The sequence below is a fragment of the Acinetobacter sp. ANC 5378 genome, assembly GCF_013004315.1.
Taxonomy (GTDB): domain Bacteria; phylum Pseudomonadota; class Gammaproteobacteria; order Pseudomonadales; family Moraxellaceae; genus Acinetobacter.
Map to the genome: position 1 here is coordinate 1 of NZ_JABERK010000052.1, position 17,566 is coordinate 17,566.

The 17,566-nt window shown below is 42.4% G+C and carries 15 protein-coding genes; 9 read left to right on the forward strand and 6 right to left on the reverse strand.

The genetic code is table 11. From position 1 onward, the window contains the following. Positions 1-153: 153 nt before the first annotated feature. The 4 genes from HLH16_RS11225 to hemF all read right to left on the reverse strand — a co-directional run bounded on the left by HLH16_RS11225 (position 154) and on the right by hemF (position 4,749). A complete protein-coding gene (locus HLH16_RS11225) occupies positions 154-1,977 on the reverse strand; it encodes an acyl-CoA dehydrogenase C-terminal domain-containing protein (RefSeq protein WP_171529400.1) in 1,824 nt (607 codons plus the stop codon). A gap of 388 nt (positions 1,978-2,365) precedes the next feature. Beyond that, positions 2,366-3,154 (reverse strand): shikimate dehydrogenase, encoded by a 789-nt coding sequence (gene aroE, locus HLH16_RS11230; protein WP_171529401.1) that lies wholly within the window; start codon positions 3,152-3,154, stop codon positions 2,366-2,368. Between the two features lie 146 nt (positions 3,155-3,300). Next, complete coding sequence (locus HLH16_RS11235; RefSeq protein WP_171529402.1) at positions 3,301-3,507, reverse strand: hypothetical protein; 207 nt, start codon at positions 3,505-3,507, stop codon at positions 3,301-3,303. 300 nt (positions 3,508-3,807) lie between these two features. Then, positions 3,808-4,749, reverse strand: coding sequence for an oxygen-dependent coproporphyrinogen oxidase (gene hemF / locus HLH16_RS11240; protein WP_171529403.1), 942 nt, complete (start codon positions 4,747-4,749; stop codon positions 3,808-3,810). A 243-nt stretch (positions 4,750-4,992) separates the two neighbouring features. Here hemF and hemN point away from each other — a divergent pair, with 243 nt between their 5' ends. Next, positions 4,993-6,366 (forward strand): oxygen-independent coproporphyrinogen III oxidase, encoded by a 1,374-nt coding sequence (gene hemN, locus HLH16_RS11245; protein WP_171529404.1) that lies wholly within the window; start codon positions 4,993-4,995, stop codon positions 6,364-6,366. Positions 6,367-6,462: 96 nt separating this feature from the next. Here hemN and ribA read toward each other — a convergent pair whose 3' ends face one another. After that, entirely contained in the window at positions 6,463-7,065 is a 603-nt protein-coding gene (gene ribA / locus HLH16_RS11250; RefSeq protein ID WP_171529405.1) for a GTP cyclohydrolase II, read from the reverse strand. Positions 7,066-7,378: 313 nt separating this feature from the next. On the opposite strand from ribA, the gene dxs reads away from it, so the two are divergent. From dxs to HLH16_RS11290, 8 genes are all read left to right on the forward strand, one after another. Next, positions 7,379-9,289 carry a 1-deoxy-D-xylulose-5-phosphate synthase gene (gene dxs / locus HLH16_RS11255; RefSeq protein WP_171529406.1) on the forward strand — a complete coding sequence of 637 codons (1,911 nt, stop codon included), beginning with the start codon at positions 7,379-7,381 and terminating at the stop codon, positions 9,287-9,289. Positions 9,290-9,401: 112 nt separating this feature from the next. Next, positions 9,402-10,232 carry an inositol monophosphatase family protein gene (locus tag HLH16_RS11260; RefSeq protein WP_171529407.1) on the forward strand — a complete coding sequence of 277 codons (831 nt, stop codon included), beginning with the start codon at positions 9,402-9,404 and terminating at the stop codon, positions 10,230-10,232. A 543-nt stretch (positions 10,233-10,775) separates the two neighbouring features. Then, a complete protein-coding gene (locus HLH16_RS11265; RefSeq protein ID WP_171529408.1) occupies positions 10,776-12,677 on the forward strand; it encodes a DEAD/DEAH box helicase in 1,902 nt (633 codons plus the stop codon). Between the two features lie 403 nt (positions 12,678-13,080). Beyond that, positions 13,081-13,899: an ABC transporter ATP-binding protein gene (locus HLH16_RS11270; RefSeq protein WP_171529409.1), complete on the forward strand. Its 819-nt coding sequence runs from the start codon at positions 13,081-13,083 to the stop codon at positions 13,897-13,899. After that, positions 13,896-14,675 (forward strand): lipid asymmetry maintenance ABC transporter permease subunit MlaE, encoded by a 780-nt coding sequence (mlaE, locus tag HLH16_RS11275; RefSeq protein ID WP_171529410.1) that lies wholly within the window; start codon positions 13,896-13,898, stop codon positions 14,673-14,675. The genes HLH16_RS11270 and mlaE overlap by 4 nt, the downstream gene beginning before the upstream one ends. Then, entirely contained in the window at positions 14,675-15,343 is a 669-nt protein-coding gene (gene mlaD / locus HLH16_RS11280; protein ID WP_171529411.1) for an outer membrane lipid asymmetry maintenance protein MlaD, read from the forward strand. The genes mlaE and mlaD overlap by 1 nt, the downstream gene beginning before the upstream one ends. Before the next feature lie 18 nt (positions 15,344-15,361). Next, entirely contained in the window at positions 15,362-15,994 is a 633-nt protein-coding gene (locus HLH16_RS11285) for an MlaC/ttg2D family ABC transporter substrate-binding protein (RefSeq protein ID WP_350643956.1), read from the forward strand. Positions 15,995-16,009: 15 nt separating this feature from the next. Continuing rightward, a complete protein-coding gene (locus tag HLH16_RS11290; protein WP_131291465.1) occupies positions 16,010-16,300 on the forward strand; it encodes an STAS domain-containing protein in 291 nt (96 codons plus the stop codon). Positions 16,301-16,412: 112 nt separating this feature from the next. Here HLH16_RS11290 and HLH16_RS11295 read toward each other — a convergent pair whose 3' ends face one another. Beyond that, positions 16,413-17,426, reverse strand: coding sequence for a CorA family divalent cation transporter (locus HLH16_RS11295; RefSeq protein ID WP_131291463.1), 1,014 nt, complete (start codon positions 17,424-17,426; stop codon positions 16,413-16,415). Between the last annotated feature and the right edge of the window lie 140 nt (positions 17,427-17,566).

Consider the following 17,566-nt stretch of genomic DNA (forward strand, 5'->3'; position numbering starts at 1 on the left):
AAATACGGTATTCTGATGTGACAAAACCTGAATCCTGGTCGTTAAAGTGTTTGTTTGCACTCATATTTTAACTGTTCGGACTCAGGTTTTTTTATTTAAATCAAACTATGGGACAGCAGTGGCACCGAAGTGCTCTTTTTTTGATTCTACAACTTAGTAGTCAAAGCTGAAGTGTTCAGGTGCTAAAGAAATCATGGTTTTCGATGGATTCACCATGGCTTCTGCATGACCTTGAGTACGAGGTAATATACGCTCGAAGTAGAAATCGGCAACTTTAATTTTTGCTTTATAGAATTCAGGAACTTCTGCACCGTCACCCGACTCCAGTTTCTCAGAAGCGACAGCCGCTTGTTGCGCCCAATAGTAAGCCATCATCGCATAGCCAGAGAACATCAAGAAATCTACAGAAGCTGAAGAGACGATGTCGCGGTCTTTACGTGCAGCAAGCATGATGCGAACCGTTAAAGCGTTCCATTGTGCACAAATCTTGGTTAAGTCCCATGCAAAACGGCGCATATATTTATTGCGTGCATGGCGGCCACAAAAACGCAAGATTTCAGCAGTATAATCACGAACCACTTTGCCTTTAGAAGAAAGCAGAACTTTACGACCAATCAGGTCGAGTGCCTGAACACCGGTTGTACCTTCATACAAGGTAGCAATACGGGCATCACGGGCAATTTGTTCCATGCCATGTTCTTTAATATAACCATGACCACCGAACACTTGCATACCGTGGTTAGCCGCTTCAAGACCCAATTCAGTCAAGAAACCTTTCAAGATTGGCGTGTAGAAACCAAGTTTGTCATCATATTCTTCAAACTTGGCCTGGTCGCCTTGGGTCAGCGCATCGGTCATTTTGTCAGCAAGCTGTGCAGCATGATAAATCATGGCACGACCACCTTCAGCAATGGCTTTTTGCGTCAGCAGCATACGGCGCACATCCGCATGGTGAATGATTGCATCTGCCACTTGTTCAGGGTCTTTCTTGCCTGATAGCGCACGCATAGACATACGCTCTTTGGCATATGGCAATGCCCCCTGGAAAGACAACTCTGCATGGGCAATCCCTTGCACAGCTGTACCAATACGTGCAGTGTTCATAAAGGTAAACATGGCATGCAAACCTTTGTGCGGTTCACCAATCAGGTAACCTGTCGCAGCATCAAAGTTTAAAACTGCGGTTGCAGAAGCCCGAATCCCCATTTTGTGTTCAATTGAACCACAGGTCACAGGGTTACGTTTACCCACACCACCATCAGCAGTCGGGGTAAATTTAGGCACGATAAATAAAGAGATACCTTTGGTTCCCGCTGGCGCATCTGGAAGGCGAGCAAGTACAATATGGACAATATTTTCAGTCAGGTCATGTTCACCTGCAGAGATGAAAATTTTGGTTCCAGTAATTTTATAGGTGCCATCCGCTTGCGGTTCAGCTTTGGTTTTGACTTGTCCCAAGTCTGTACCACATTGTGGTTCAGTCAAGCACATGGTGCCCGACCAGGTTCCCGCAGTTAAATGCGGCATATAGGTATTTTTTTGTTCTTCAGTTCCGAACTGCATGATGGTATTCATACAGCCCATGCTCAAACCTGGATACATGGTGAATGACCAGTTGGCAGTACCCATCATTTCAGATTTGATCAGGTTAAGTGACATCGGTAAGCCTTGACCACCAAACTCTTCAGGATAAGACAGACCTTGCCAGCCACCTTGTACGAATTGGTCATAGGCTTCTTTATAGCCTTTTGGTGTTTTAACTTCGCCGTTTTCAAAATGACAGCCTTCTTCATCACCCGACTGGTTTAAAGGAGAGAGTACGTTTTCACAAAAATCTGCTGCCCCTTCAAGAATCATGTCTACAGTGTCAGGATCGGCAGCTTCGCCATTTGATAAAGTTTTGTAATGTTCTGGGTAATCAAAAACTTCATTCATTAAAAAGCGAATGTCGTGTAAAGGAGCTTTATAAGTTGGCATAATGTTAATCCTAATTTAGAAATAGTTTTGGATTATCCGAATCGATAGTTTGATTATTCACATTGTTCATCAAAATACATTGATGGTGTAGCCTTGTAAAAATGTCAGAAAGGCGAATTATAAATGGATGAATTTAGCTCTTAATGTAACTGATTATATTGTTCGCTTCACATTTTAAATGTGCTTCATGCAAAAAAATATTGTAAATAATAATTAAATTAAAGTGTTAGTGTCTGTTTTGAGTTTTGGTTAGGTGAATATTTTAATCATTTTCATGCACTTTAATGACTGAAGCATGATGTCATAAAAGCCAGTTTTATTTTTTTTTATGGGCAATAGTGGAAAGAAGCAAGGGTTTGCTTCTTTCCAATCGCTTTATTTCAAATTGTTAGAGAAAATCTTTCAGCCCTGGCTTTACACCATTCCAGATGGAGAAGGATTCAATCGCTTGACCCACCAGCATGCCATAACCTTCTGAAGTCGGAATGCCGCGAGCTTTGGCCTGATCTAAAAAGCTCGATGGTTTGCCATAGGCCATTTCATACGCATGTTTAAACTGTAAAGATTCAGGTAAAACCAGAGCATCGCCACTTAGGCTGGCAGAGGTCGCATTAATCACAAGATCAAACTCACCCGCCAAATCATCTAAAGAGATTGCAGCAAGTGTTGCTTGTGGAACCGCATCTTTTAAATCGGTAACCAGTTGTTCAGCACGGGCAAGGGTACGATTGGCAATCACGATTTTTTTCACGCCAGCCTGAACCAAAGGATAGACCACACCACGTGTTGCCCCACCTGCACCAATAATTAAAAGATTAGTGTTTTCTAAGTTCCAATCCAGGGCTTTAATCGCATCGACTAAGCCTTGACCATCGGTGTTATCACCATGCAGCTTGCCATCTTGCATCCACAAGGTATTTACAGCTTTGGCAATTTTGGCACGTTCCGTCAGGACTTGGCATTGTGCAAACGCTTGTTCCTTAAAAGGCACGGTTACGTTCATGCCGATGCCACCCTCGGCAAAGAACGCCTTGATATTGGCTTCAAAACCATCAAGAGGAGCAAGACGTTTGCTGTAATTCAGGTCAATCCCTGTTTTTTTGGCAAAAGCATGATGAAGTTCTGGCGAACGTGACTGTTCAATGGGATGGCCAACCACCGCGAATTGTTTGCTCATTTCACAAGGTCCATGTGCGGAAATGACATTCAATATACGTGATTTTTAAACAAGGCTAAAGGCAGAAGCAGGGAAAAATGAAAAGTTAAGCAGGTATAAAAAGCAATCGAGTTAGGTTCAGAGAATTAAAGCGGATTGAAATAATATTAAGGATTACAGATTTCATGAACCATATCTTCTAGCCACATTGCTGCGGTAAAAAACAAGGCAAACCCTGCAAAGACAGTAAATGTAATCGATAAACTATCAGAAAGGCTATTGTCTGATGAGAATGTGATGGCGATGGAACATAGGATTAGGGTGAAAATGGACCAAAATAGAATCACCTTATGATTTAAAACTTTATCTAACATGGTAGGCTTCCTAAAGCACGATTTTTTTAATTGATATGTGCTTTTTAAATATGTGTGAATAGTCGATTGATTTTCTCATTCTAAACGATTTTATAAAATCTACAGAGTCTAGTGCTGTAAGGAAATATGTCGGTAGAATTATTATAAGTAAAATATGATGAATTTTTGATGACATGAAAATATTGATTTAAAAATTTTCATTGTTCTAAGTGTCTAATTTTTTGTAAAAAAATAATGAATATAAAAAATCCCTTCATCCAAAATGGAAAAAGGGATTAAAGATTTTAAACATATTTTTAATTATTGAAGTTCAGTCAACCAATCCTGCGGTTTTAAATAATAGTCCGTTAAGCGTTTTTCAGGAGAATTTTCTTCCCATTCCGGACGATACGACCAAGCAGCAAGCGGCGGCATACTGACTAAAATGGATTCAATCCGACCACCGGTTTGTAGACCAAATAGAGTGCCACGGTCATAAACCAAATTATATTCCACATAACGCCCACGACGGTAAAGCTGGAAGTCGCGTTGTGCTTTGGTATAAGGTTGATTCTGATGGCGCTGGAAAATCGGCAAGATCGCTTCCAAATAACCATTACCGACTGCTTGAATGTATTTAAAGCAGGTTTCAAAATCCCACTGATTTAAATCATCAAAGAACAATCCACCCACGCCACGTTGTTCATCGCGATGTTTTAAATAGAAGTAGTCATCACACCACTTTTTGTGTTCCGCATAAACCGTGTCACCAAATGGCGCACAAAGATCATGGGCTTTCTGGTGCCAGGTCAATACGTCTTGATCATCTGGATAGAAGGGGGTTAAGTCAAAACCGCCACCAAACCACCACACTGGATCCTGTCCTTCAGGTTCTGCAACAAACAAACGCACGTTGGCATGTGAGGTTGGAACATTGGGGTTCTTTGGATGAATGACCAACGACATGCCCATGGCCTGTGCTTTCGCACCGGCAATTTGTGGATGACGTTCAGTTGCAGACGCCGGTAATTTTGAAATTTTGATGTGAGAAAACATCACCCCACCTTTTTCAATCACGGTGCCATTTTGCAACACACGTGAACGACCGCCACCACCTTCCGGGCGTTCCCAATCATCAATCTCAAAATGAGCAGTACCACCGCTCTCTAATTCTCGTTGTTCTAAACCTACACAAATACGTGCCTGTAAATCGAGGAGAAATTCGCGAACGCGTTGAATATCAGCGGAATTAGGATGCTGCATCAGAACCCTCATGGGGAAAGATAGAGAATGCATACATCAAAACATAAAATCATAAAAAAATTAAGGGATTTTTACCAATTGATCCGATTGGAAGAAGCCGTAATGCTTTTTTAAAATGGAAAATGAATTCAAGATATTCCGACTAAAAGGCTGGGTTGAATTCATTGATCAAGCTCAGCACAATAAGGAAAAGCAGACTGTTTATCTTTGGTCAGCGTGGTTAATTCAAATGGGGCAATCTTGATGTCAAAGCCGGCAAGTTCGTTAATTCAAAAATATAATGTTCCGGGGCCGCGCTATACCAGTTATCCGACGGTGCCCTATTGGCAAGAGGAGTTGTTTTCTTTGCAGCTTTGGAAAGAAACATTAAAACGATCTTTTGATGAGTCCAATCAAAGCGAGGGAATTAGTCTTTATATCCATCTACCATTTTGTGAAAGTTTATGCACCTTCTGCGGCTGTCATAAACGGGTCACCAAACGCCATGAGGTGGAACAGCCTTATATACAGGCAGTGTTGAAAGAGTGGGACTTGTATTGCGAACTTCTTGAAGATAAGCCAGTCATTAAAGAGATTCATTTGGGCGGGGGAACGCCGACCTTCTTTTCAGTAGAACACTTACAACAATTGATTCAAGGCATTTTGTCTAAAGCCGAAATTGCACCCCAGCACGAATTTAGCTTTGAAGGACATCCCAACAATACGACCAAAGCGCATTTACAAGTCCTGTATGATTTGGGCTTTCGTCGGGTCAGTTATGGGGTGCAGGACTATAACGAAAATGTGCAAAAAGCCATTCACCGCATTCAGCCTTTTGAGCATGTAGAACGGGTTACCCAATGGGCGAGAGAGATTGGCTATGAGTCGATTTCGCATGATCTGGTGTTTGGTTTGCCGTTCCAAAATCTGGAAGATGTATTGAACACCATCGACCAGACCAACCGTTTAATGCCGGATCGTTTGGCCTTTTATAGCTATGCACATGTGCCTTGGATTAAAGGCAATGGTCAGCGTGGTTTTAAAGATGGCGATGTACCCAAAGATGAGTTGAAGCGCCAATGTTATGAGGAGGGTAAAAAGAAATTACTCGCACATGGCTATCATGAAATTGGCATGGATCATTTTGCCTTGGAAAAAGATGGTATGTATCAGTCTTTTCAGCAAGGGACTTTACATCGCAATTTTATGGGCTATACCGCGTCAAAAACGCAGGTGATGATTGGCTTGGGCATTTCATCGATTAGCGACAGCTGGTACAGCTTTGCCCAAAATGAAAAGAAACTGGAAGACTATTACGCACGTTTGGAAAATAATGAAATTCCGGTGTATAGAGGGCATTTGCTCAACACAGAAGATTTAATGATTCGTAAACATATCCTGAACTTGATGTGTACGTTTACAACGTCATGGTTGGATGCCGAGATGCAATTTCCTGAAATTGATGAAGTGTTGATGCAACTTGAAGAAATGCAGCAGGATGAATTGATTAAAATCGAAAACCGTTCAGTCACGATTTTAGAAAAAGGGAAGCCCTTTGTACGCAATATCTGTATGGCGTTTGATTTGCACTTAAAGCGTAAAAAGCCTGAAAACCGGATTTTCTCGATGACGATTTAATGTTATTTAATCCCTCCAACCTCCCTTTAAAAAAGTGAGGCTTTTTCCCCTCTTTTTCAAAGAGGGGTGATGGGAGATTTATAAAATAAGTAGGATTTAAAAATCGCCTTTCTTATACATATGCGCCATGCGTTCATGTTTGGTTTTTAGATATTCTGCATTGAATGGATTTAAGCCCACGGTGAGGGGAACACGATCTACCACATCAATCCCCAGTTCTTCTAATGCGGCAATTTTTGAAGGGTTGTTGGTCACCAATTTAACTTGTTTAACCTTTAAATGATCCAGCATGATGGTGCACATGTCATATCGTCGCGCATCTGCAGGTAAATTCAACATCAGATTGGCATCCACGGTATCATGCCCCTGATCTTGCAGGGCATAGGCGCGAATTTTATTGGTTAGTCCAATACCACGACCTTCCTGGCGCAAGTATAGAATCACGCCTTGACCGACTTCATTAATGAGTTTCATGGTGGCCTGGAGTTGTGGTCCACAATCACATTTCAGTGAAGCAAAGGCATCACCGGTTAAACATTCAGAGTGAATCCGAACCAGTACCGGATCGGTCGGTGGAATATCGAGTCCTTTAGAAAGTGCGACATGTTCTTCACCGGTTTGAGGATCTTGAAATACAGTGATTTTAAATTCACCAAAAGCGGTTGGTAATCTTGAAGTTGCGACAAATTCTATAGGCACTGCTTAACCCGTCAAATAGTTCATTAATTGGCTAAAGTATAGCGTAATGCTTGGACATTGGTAGAATTGCTATGATGAAATTATGCAGAAGATTTTCTTTTTTGTATAAAGCGAACGATAATGGTTGATAAATAGTAAGATTATTCAGGATAATCTCGCTCATGAACAAACACCCAGTATAGAGATCTGCCTCTAAACTGCATCGCTAGAAATGTGGCTGATTTAAAGGTGATACAATTCGACACTTGCTTGTGCTCGAATAACCCATTTACCTAGCTTAGGATTTGCCAGGCTTTAGAAGGCTTTGCCATTTATGTTGTATACAGAAATACCGACTCATCGCCCTGTAACACCGTTGCTGGATGCAATTGATCATCCTCAACAATTACGATTGCTCGAGCGCAGCCAATTAGAAAAAGTGGCGGATGAGTTACGTCAGTACATTTTGTATGCAGCAGGACAAAGTGGTGGGCATTTTGGTGCCAATCTGGGGGTGATCGAACTGACGGTAGCTTTGCACTATTGTTTTAATACCCCGCATGACCGTCTGATTTGGGATGTCGGTCATCAGGCTTATCCGCATAAAGCCTTGACTGGTCGCCGTGAGCAATTGACCACCATTCGTGCCAAAGATGGATTGGCAGCTTTCCCATCCCGTGAAGAATCAGTTTTTGATACTTTTGGTGTAGGTCATTCATCAACAGCAATTTCAGCTGGACTGGGTATGGCACTGGCACGTCGTTATCAAAAAGACCCATGTGAAGTGGTTTCGATTATTGGTGATGGTGCAATGACCGCGGGGATGGCTTTTGAAGCCATGAATGATGCGGTGGCACACAATGCCAATTTAATTGTGGTGCTGAATGACAATGACATGTCTATTTCATGCAGTACCGGCGGTTTTGCCAAACACCTTGCTGCCATTTGGGAACGTGGTCATTCGGTGAATGTGTCCGATGAGGGTGATGCTTATATTCAGCCGCATCCTGCATGGACCTATAATTCTCGTTTACATAGTGCAGCGACAGATGCCGCAGACAACTTATTTAAAGCCATTGGTTTTGACTACTTTGGTCCTTTCGATGGTCATGATGTCAATCAACTGGTACAAGTTTTTGAGGCATTGAAAAAACGTAAAGGTCCGCGTTTAATTCATGTCTATACCAAAAAAGGCAAGGGCTTTGCACCTGCTGAAGCAGATCAAATTAAATATCATGCGATCAGCAAAATAAATTCAACGCCTGTAGCAAATACAGCCCCTAAATATTCGGACGTGTTTGGGCAGTGGCTGTGTGACGAAGCTGCACAGGATGATCGCTTACTCGCGATTACACCGGCAATGTGTGAAGGCTCAGGTATGGTGCAGTTCGCCAAACAGTTCCCGGAACGTTTTTTTGATGTCGCAATTGCCGAACAGCATGCCGTGACATTAGCCGCTGGGATGGCCTGTGAAGGTTTAAAACCGGTGGTTGCCATTTATTCGACCTTCTTGCAACGTGGTTATGATCAATTGGTTCACGATGTCGCTTTACAGAATTTAGATGTTACTTTTGGCATCGATCGTGCCGGTTTGGTCGGTGAAGATGGCCCAACTCATGCCGGTGCTTATGACTATGCCTTTATGCGCACTGTACCGAATATGGTGATTATGGCGCCTAAAGATGAAAATGAATGTCGTCAGATGTTACATACAGCTTATCAATACAATGGTCCTGCGGCTGTGCGTTATCCGCGTGGCAATGGTGTGGGTGTTGAAATCCAACAACAATTGACTGCTTTAGAGATTGGTAAAGCAGAAATTGTGGCCAGTTTTAATGAACAACAAGATGAACAAATTAGTGTGCTAGCTTTTGGTAGTCGTGTAACGGTTGCGATTGAAGCAGCACAAGCATTGGCACAAATACATGATGTGGGTGTTCGTGTAGTTAACATGCGCTTTGTGAAACCGTTAGATGAACAGATGATTGCAGCCCTTGCGAACACCACCAGTTTATTTGTGACGGTTGAAGAACATGCAGTGATGGCCGGTGCGGGGAGTGCGGTAAATGAATATCTGGCTCAAGCACAAATTGTTAAACCGACTTTAAATTTAGGCTTAGCTGATATTTTCATGCACCAAGCATCACATGCACAAATGTTGCAACAGGCTGGACTTGATGCCAAAGGCATTGAAAAATCAATTGAATTGGCTTGGCTAAAGCTTGTGCAAACCGTTTCATCGTGATGAATTAAATTTTAGAAACATTTTTCCCCTAAAAGCCCTCATATTTGCTAAAATGTGAGGGCTTTTATGCATTATTCTTTATCAGTATCTTCAAATTTGTAGTGGGTGTTCAATGGAACCTATGGTGGTTATGGCTGCGCGTGCGGCTCAATTAGTTGGTCAAGAGCTTTTAAAAGCGCATCAAAATCGTCATAAACTCGATCTACAAGTCGAAGAAAAAGGGATTGATGGTCCGGTAACGCGTGTAGATCGTTATTTGGAACAGTTGACTATCGATACTCTACGTAAAAGCTATAAAAACCACAGCTTCCTTGGTGAAGAGTTTGGTCTGCAAGAAGGTAAAGGTCACGACGCTGATTGGTGTTGGGTGATCGATCCTTTGGACGGTACTTTAAACTTCATTAACGGTTTTCCACATTTCTGTATCTCAATTGCAGTTCAACATAAAGGCGTAACTCAACACGGTGTTATTTATGACCCTGTGAAAGACGAGCTTTTCTCTGCAAGTCGTGGCCGCGGTGCCATGATGAATCAACGCCGTATTCGCGTAAATATTAAAGACAACCTAGACAAGACCTTCTTGGCTGTAGGTCATGCTTATCGTAATAAACGTAACGGTGAAGTGGTTTCTTATGCGAAAAACCATTTTGATTCATTGTTAAACGTGACTGAAGCGGGTGCACAATTCCGTCGTTCAGGTTCTGCTGCGTTAGACTTGGCATATGTTGCTGCAGGTCGTCTTGATGGTTACTTCGAACTTGGTTTGAAACCTTGGGATATCGCTGCAGGCGAGTTAATCGTAAAAGAAGCAGGTGGTACTGTAGTGGATGCACGTGGTGGTGCCGATTCTATGGACAATGGTCAAGTAATTGCTTGCTCTATGAAAATGCTAAAACCTTTAATGCAAGCTGTCGTTCCAGCTTGGGGTGAAGCCGCAAAGTAATACCGATTTAATCGAGTGATATGACAAAGAAAAGCTCTCCATGTGAGGGCTTTTTTATTGCCAGGCAAAGTTGATATTTATCTTTAACACTGGTTATGATCCCTTTTAAGGAATTACATTAGATGAGTGGGGGTAATTAAAAATTTACGATTAAAAAATAAACAAAATTGAGTTGTAAAATAGACTGTTACTGAAAAAAACAGTATCAATTCATAATTCGATCGAAAAAAATGATTACTTTTTAAAATGATTCTGTTATTATGCCGCCACGCACTTAAATTTCCGTTCTTTACCTGAACATTATCTTCTAATCATTGTATGCGCGTCCTGTCCATAGAGAGGACATATCCTTCGCGCCCCAATCGCTTAAGCGATTCCTTCAGGTTTGCGGCCGTAATCATATACGTGCGTTATATCCACATCGTCGTTATTCGGATCGCTGCTGAATCCTTATTTTTCAGCTCTATTTGCTGTGCCGCTTTTTGCCGATGTCCATATTGTAATTTATTAAATGGAGCACCCACTTCAGGGTGAACACTCTCTATGAGCAAAACTTTTGCTGATTTTTCCCTCGATGAGTCTTTAACACAAGCGATCGAAGGTTTAGGTTTTACTACGCCAACTCCTGTACAAGAACAAGCGATTCCAGCTGCACTTGAGGGTAAAGACCTTCTTGTATCAAGCCAAACAGGTTCTGGTAAAACTGCTGCATTCTTGTTACCTACTTTAAATGGTTTAGCAAATCAAGATACGCTTGTATCATTTAAAGATCGCATGAAAGCGGTGACTCAACCGAATATTCTTGTAATTTCTCCTACTCGTGAATTAGCACAACAAGTATGTCAAGATGCGATTGCATTTGTTCGTCATATGAAAGGTGTTCGTGTTGCTGCGATCATGGGTGGTATGCCTTTCGGTAAACAAATTCAACAATTAAAAGGTGCACAAGTTGTCGTTGCGACTCCAGGTCGTTTACTTGATCTTGTAAACCGTCGTCAAATTAAACTTGACATGGTTGACGCGTTAATCGTCGACGAAGCTGACCGTATGCTTGACTTGGGTTTCTCTGAAGACCTAGAAGCAATTGGTGATTTAGCGGCTAACCGTAAACAAACTTTGATGTTCTCTGCAACGTTTGCACCGCGTATCATCACGCTTGCTGAACGCATGATGAATAATCCTATGCGTATTGCGATCGAAACTGGTCACTCTACAAATACTGACATCACTCAAACATTGCATTGGACTGATGGCTTTGAACACAAGAAAAAATTGCTTACTCACTGGTTATCTGATGAATCAGTAGATCAAGCAGTTGTGTTTGCAAGCACTCAAGAAGATACAGACATGTTGGCTGAAGAACTTGCTGAAGCAGGTCTATCAGTTGTAGCACTTCACGGTGCTATGCCACAGACTGTTCGTAACCGTCGTTTACGCAGCATTCGTGAAGGTCGTGCAAAAATCCTGGTTGCTACAGACGTAGCGGCGCGTGGTCTTGACGTACCAACAATTTCACACGTAATCAACTTTGGTTTACCGATGAAAAACGAAGACTATGTACACCGTATCGGTCGTACAGGTCGTGCCGGTCGTACAGGTAATGCAATTACTTTGGCGACTTACCGTGAACGCGGTAAAATCCGTGCGCTTGAAGACTTCCTGGATGCACGTTTAAACGTGTCTGAAATTGAAGGTCTTGAGCCATCTCCACCTCCTGCACGCGGTAGTCGTGATGGCGGCGGTCGTGGTCGTGATGGCGGTCGTGGCGGTTTTGGCGGCGGTCGTGGTCGTGATGGCGGTCGTGGTGGTTTTGGTGGTGGTCGTAGCCGTTTTGAAGGCGAAAGCAACTTCAAACGTCGTGAAGGCGGTGATGATCGTCCACAACGTAGCTTCAATGACAAACCACGTGGCGAACGTCCTTCTTATGGCGATGATCGTCCTAAGCGTGATTTCGGTGATCGTCCAGCGCCACGTCGTGAAGGCGGTTATGGTGATCGTCCACAACGTTCTTTTGACGACCGTCCAAAGCGTGATTTCGGTGATCGTCCAGCTCCACGTCGTGAAGGTGGTTTCGGTGATCGTCCACAACGTTCTTTCGATGATCGTCCAAAACGTGATTTCGGTGATCGTCCAGCTCCACGTCGTGAAGGCGGTTTTGGTGATCGTCCACAACGTTCGAATGATGACAACCGTGGCAACCGTGTAGATTACAAACCAGCTCGTGAAGGTGATCGTTCAGCTCCACGTCGTGATTTCGGTGATCGTCCAGCTCCACGTCGTGAAGGCGGTTTTGGTGATCGTCCACAACGTTCTTTCAGCGATGATCGTCCTAAGCGCACTTTCGGTGGTGAAGATCGTCCACGTCGTAGCTTTGATGACAAACCACGTGGCGAACGTCCAGCTTTTGGTGGCGAAGATCGTCCACGTCGTAAATTTAACGACTAATTTAATCGTTAGATTTAGATAGAAAAAACCGGTGGAAACACCGGTTTTTTTATGGATTAATCTTTGATCTTAGAAGATAAAAATGTATACTCAATCATGTTTTGTTTTAAAATCGTTAAATATGAACAATGAATCCGCTCATTATATTTGGAATTTTAATCAAGAGGTGATTATGCCTTATATTGGTTTGGCCTTATTGTTATGCAACATTGGGTACTATATCTATAACTCTGTTCTGTAACACAGTGTCCTGTTTTTATATCTGTTTTTTATAAAAAAAAGAATTACAATTAAATTCATTAGAACATTCACTGGATTGGTTAGCTTTTATCTAAAAGTAACATTTTAAACTTTAATCCTTTTATAGTATGCATGCTGAAAAAATGTAGGAAAACGCTCAGCTATGAATAATCAAATACCTCAACAAGCTGAATCTTGGATTGAAGTCAATGATTTGAGCTTTAAACGAGGGAAACGTGTCATTTTTGATCATGTCAGTTTAAAGATTCGGCGTGGTCAGATTACCGCCATTATGGGGCCTTCAGGTACAGGTAAGACAACCATGCTGCGTCTGATTGCTGGGCAGCTCGTTCCAGACCATGGGCAAGTCTTATTGGATGGAAAAGATATTGCACATATGTCGCGCCAAGAATTATTTGCGACTCGGGCACGTATGGGAATGCTGTTCCAAAGTGGTGCTCTGTTTACCGATATGAGCGTCTATGAAAACGTGGCTTTTCCGTTACGTGCGCATACCCAACTCCCTGAACATCTCATTGCAGAACTGGTGGCACTTAAACTGGAAGCGGTGGGCTTACGCGGTACTGAAAAGTTTATGCCTGGAGAACTGTCTGGAGGGATGAACCGTCGTGTCGCGTTGGCACGGGCCATTGCGCTTGATCCAGAACTGATCATGTATGATGAACCCTTTGCTGGACAAGATCCGATTGTGAAAGGTGTACTCACGCGTTTAATTCGGACCTTGCGTGAAGCACTGGATTTAACCACGATTATTGTCTCGCATGATGTGGGTGAAACCTTATCGATTGCCGATTACATCTATATTATCGCTGAAGGTGTTATTCAGGGTGAGGGAACGCCTGCTGAATTAAAACAACATGAATCGGCATTTGTTCGTCAGTTCCTAACTGGTGCTGCCGAAGGTCCTGTCGATTATCAGTTTAGTCATAAGGCTTATTTAAGTGATGAGGTGCGTTCATGAATGCTATTGCCTCATTAGGTAGACGCGTCATTGAACGTGTACATGGTATCGGTGTAGCAACGGTGATGTTGCTGCAAATCCTGTTTTCCATGCCGACCTGGCTCGGGGTCAAACTGTTTATTTACCAAATGCACCGTATTGGCGTGATGTCTTTATTGATTATTGCCGTATCAGGTTTGTTCATTGGTTTGGTGCTGGGCTTACAAGGCTATTCCATTTTGGTCAATATTGGCTCAGAAGCCATGCTCGGCACGATGGTGTCTTTAACGCTATTAAGAGAGCTGGCTCCTGTAGTTGCTGCATTGTTGTTTGCAGGGCGTGCCGGTTCGGCTTTAACGGCCGAAATTGGCTTGATGAAAGCGACAGAGCAATTGGCCAGTATGGAAATGATCGGTGTCGATCCGTTGAAACGTATCGTTTCCCCTCGCTTATGGGCAGGTATTGTGAGTCTGCCGATGTTATCGATCATTTTTGGTGCCATTGGCATCATGGGCGGTAAAATGGTAGGCGTCGATTTTTTAGGGGTGGATGAAGGTTCTTTCTGGAGTGGGATGCAAAATAGCGTGCAATTCTATAAAGATATTTTTAACGGCACTATTATTAAAAGTCTAGTTTTTGCAGTACTTTGTACCTGGATTGCGGTGTATCAGGGTTATGCCTGTGTGCCGACTTCTGAAGGGATTGCAACATCGACTACGCGAACAGTCGTGTATTCCTCATTGTGTGTTTTAGGTTCTGATTTTGTGTTGACTGCGGTCATGTTTGGAGGTGTTTAATGAAATCACGTACAAGTGAGCTGACCGTAGGTATTTTTGTCATTCTTACCGGTATTGCATTATTTTTCTTGGCCATGAAAGTGAGTGGCCTGGTGGGAACCAACCTGCGCGATAGCTATGACATGACCGCAAGTTTTGATAATGTGAATGGTTTAAAACCGCGTGCAAAAGTCACCATGAGTGGGGTCACGATTGGTCGGGTGACTGATATTACCCTTGATCCGGTATCGCGTTTAGCGACTGTACATTTCGAATTGGATGGTAAGCTGACTTCATTTAATAAAGAACAGCTTAAAATGGTGGAAGCCAATGCTTTAGAAGAACTGCGCTATAGCACAGAATATACTGAAGCGACACCTGCGAAACAAAAAGAAATGGAAAAACAACTTTTGGATAACATGCGCTCCATCACCAGTATTGATGAAGATGCTTATATTATGGTGGCGACCAATGGTTTATTGGGTGAAAAATACTTAAAAGTGGTACCGGGCGGTGGTTTGAACTACGTAAAACGTGGTGAAAGTATTGCCAATACTCAGGGTACTATGGATCTTGAAGATTTAATTAGTAAGTTTATTACTGGTGGTGCGGGTAAATCATCGGCAAAAGCGGCAGATGCAAAGCCATCGGGTGAATCAACTGATGCAGAAGCATCATTTGTTGAATAATTTGGAGAGGAAGTTTTAGTGAATACTTTAGTTAAACAGACACTTGCAGCTAGTGTTTTATCAACAATGATGGCGACTACTGCATTTGCAGCACCGGCAGAAGCACCGCCTGCTTTTGTTAAAAAAGTTGCGGATAGTCTGATTTCACGATTAAAAGCGGATAATGCGAAATTGCAAAACAATCCGGCTGCAGTGAAAGCTATTGTACGTCAAAATCTTGACCCATATATTGATTCACAGTCATTTACCCGTATTGTGATGGGTACCTATGCGACCAATCAATACAGTACGGCTGCCCAGCGTGCTCAATTTGAACGTAACTTCCGTGAAACTTTAATTGAAAATTACGGTAGTGCGTTTGCCAAGTTCTCAAATCAATCTTATAGCCTTCGTCCATACAAAGACACCAACAGTAAAAACCCTGTTGTGACGATGGACTTTAATAACAAAGGTGAAAAAATTCCTGTATCTTTCCAATTGGTGGATAAAGGCAATCAATGGAAAATCCGCAACATTAATGTTTCGGGCATTGATTTAGGTTTGCAGTTCCGTAATCAGTTTGCTTCAACTGTAAAACTGAATGGTGGTAACTTGGATAAAGCGATTGCAAACTTCAAGCCAGATGCAGATGTAGCTGTTAATAAAAAATAACTAAGTAGGTGTTCGGTGATTGAAATCATTAATCAGGAATTACAGGTTTCTGGAAAAATAGATTATGTAAATGCTGAAAGCTATTACCAGCAGGGTTTGAAACTGATTCAATCTCAAAATCAGTTTCCTGTCGTGGTGAATTTGGCGCAGTTAGAGCAAGGGAGTACTTTGGCTTTGGCGGTATTGGTTCGCTGGTTACGTCAAACTCCGAAAGCACAAGGCATCCAGTTTAAAGCTGTGCCTGAAAAAATGATGAAAATTATTCAAGCCTGTCATTTGCAAAATGATCTGCAATTGATTGACTGAACACACAATAAAAAAGCACCGAAAGGTGCTTTTTTATTGTCTGCAAATAGACATTTCTCAAATCGGGAGCGTTTCTTGTGCTTCGCTTTAAAAGCAGTGCTTTAAAGCTCGCTCAAATCCATTTTTTCCAGCGGAAATAAATCAATGGTCCAATAAAGAAAGCGACCAAAATAATACCGACCATGATGAAGCTGCTTGTTCCTCTCGCAAAAGGCAGTACGTCGGTATTCATGCCATAAACACTGGCCACCAGCATCGGGGGAGCGAGCATACTGGGCAAGATCGAGAATCGACGAATCGTGTCATTCTGTTCGGTGTTAATGAATCCAGAGGTGGTATCGAGTAAGAATCGAACCTTCTGGAACAAGAAGGCATCATGTTCAACAAGGGAACGTACATCTTCACTCAGTTCTCGAATATCTGCATCGTAAATATGACTGCCCAAAGCACGTGGGCGGGATAAGAAAGTCAGCACACGACGTAAGTCAATTAAACACAATTGCGCTTTTCCAAGCATGTCTTCTAATTGTGCCAAACGCGTAATCATGTCATCCAAATCGAGCATTTGTTCACGATGACGGTTGTTCAACACTTCGGTGGAATATTTTTCCAGGTCTTTGTGGATATCTTCCAGGATATCCGCAAGTTCATCCAGTTTGGCTTCAAGCAGACCGAGTAATACCCAGGTTGGGTCTTTATAATCAATTTCGTAATCATTACGGCGCGCACGGGCACGAAAGGCACGGAATGCAACCAGCTTTTCACCACGTAAAGTAAACAAATGTTGTTTGTGCAGAATAAAAGCAACGGTTTGTACAGTGGCTAAAATACTCGAATCGTCATCTGTTTCGCCATCGACTTGAAAGTTTTTATTTTTCGTTAAAAAGTAGGTGCTGATGTGTAAAATACCGTCATCATCACGGTAAAATCGTGCTGATGAGGAAATGTCTTCTAATGATTTTAGCGTGGGTAGATTCTGTTCATAAGCATCTAAGACCCATTGTTGTTCTTCTTGTGAGGGGGCAATTAAATCAATCCACACTAAATCTGGGTGAAGATCGAAGCCCCCATTAATAGTGGCATCTTCCAAACTACCGCGCTCTGTGGCGTAAAAGGCTTCAAGCATGCTGTCTTTTCCCTGCGCAGTATAGGTTAATCGATGGGTGTATTTTAGACAAGGAATTGAATAAAAACACTGATTGAATCGCTTATTTGTTAAAAAATCTCCTGAAAATTTACTTTATTAGTATGACATCTTCAAAACAT

Excerpts from the sequence above, each read along its gene's own strand:
- hemF (WP_171529403.1), bottom strand. The coding sequence starts at position 4,749 with ATGCAGCATCCTAATTCCGCTGATATTCAACGCGTTCGCGAATTTCTC.
- mlaD (WP_171529411.1), top strand. The coding sequence starts at position 14,675 with ATGAAATCACGTACAAGTGAGCTGACCGTAGGTATTTTTGTCATTCTT.
- HLH16_RS11260 (WP_171529407.1), top strand. The coding sequence starts at position 9,402 with ATGGAACCTATGGTGGTTATGGCTGCGCGTGCGGCTCAATTAGTTGGT.
- HLH16_RS11270 (WP_171529409.1), top strand. The coding sequence starts at position 13,081 with ATGAATAATCAAATACCTCAACAAGCTGAATCTTGGATTGAAGTCAAT.
- HLH16_RS11225 (WP_171529400.1), bottom strand. The coding sequence starts at position 1,977 with ATGCCAACTTATAAAGCTCCTTTACACGACATTCGCTTTTTAATGAAT.
- hemN (WP_171529404.1), top strand. The coding sequence starts at position 4,993 with ATGTCAAAGCCGGCAAGTTCGTTAATTCAAAAATATAATGTTCCGGGG.
- HLH16_RS11235 (WP_171529402.1), bottom strand. The coding sequence starts at position 3,507 with ATGTTAGATAAAGTTTTAAATCATAAGGTGATTCTATTTTGGTCCATT.
- HLH16_RS11265 (WP_171529408.1), top strand. The coding sequence starts at position 10,776 with ATGAGCAAAACTTTTGCTGATTTTTCCCTCGATGAGTCTTTAACACAA.
- aroE (WP_171529401.1), bottom strand. The coding sequence starts at position 3,154 with ATGAGCAAACAATTCGCGGTGGTTGGCCATCCCATTGAACAGTCACGT.
- dxs (WP_171529406.1), top strand. The coding sequence starts at position 7,379 with ATGTTGTATACAGAAATACCGACTCATCGCCCTGTAACACCGTTGCTG.
- mlaE (WP_171529410.1), top strand. The coding sequence starts at position 13,896 with ATGAATGCTATTGCCTCATTAGGTAGACGCGTCATTGAACGTGTACAT.
- HLH16_RS11295 (WP_131291463.1), bottom strand. The coding sequence starts at position 17,426 with ATGCTTGAAGCCTTTTACGCCACAGAGCGCGGTAGTTTGGAAGATGCC.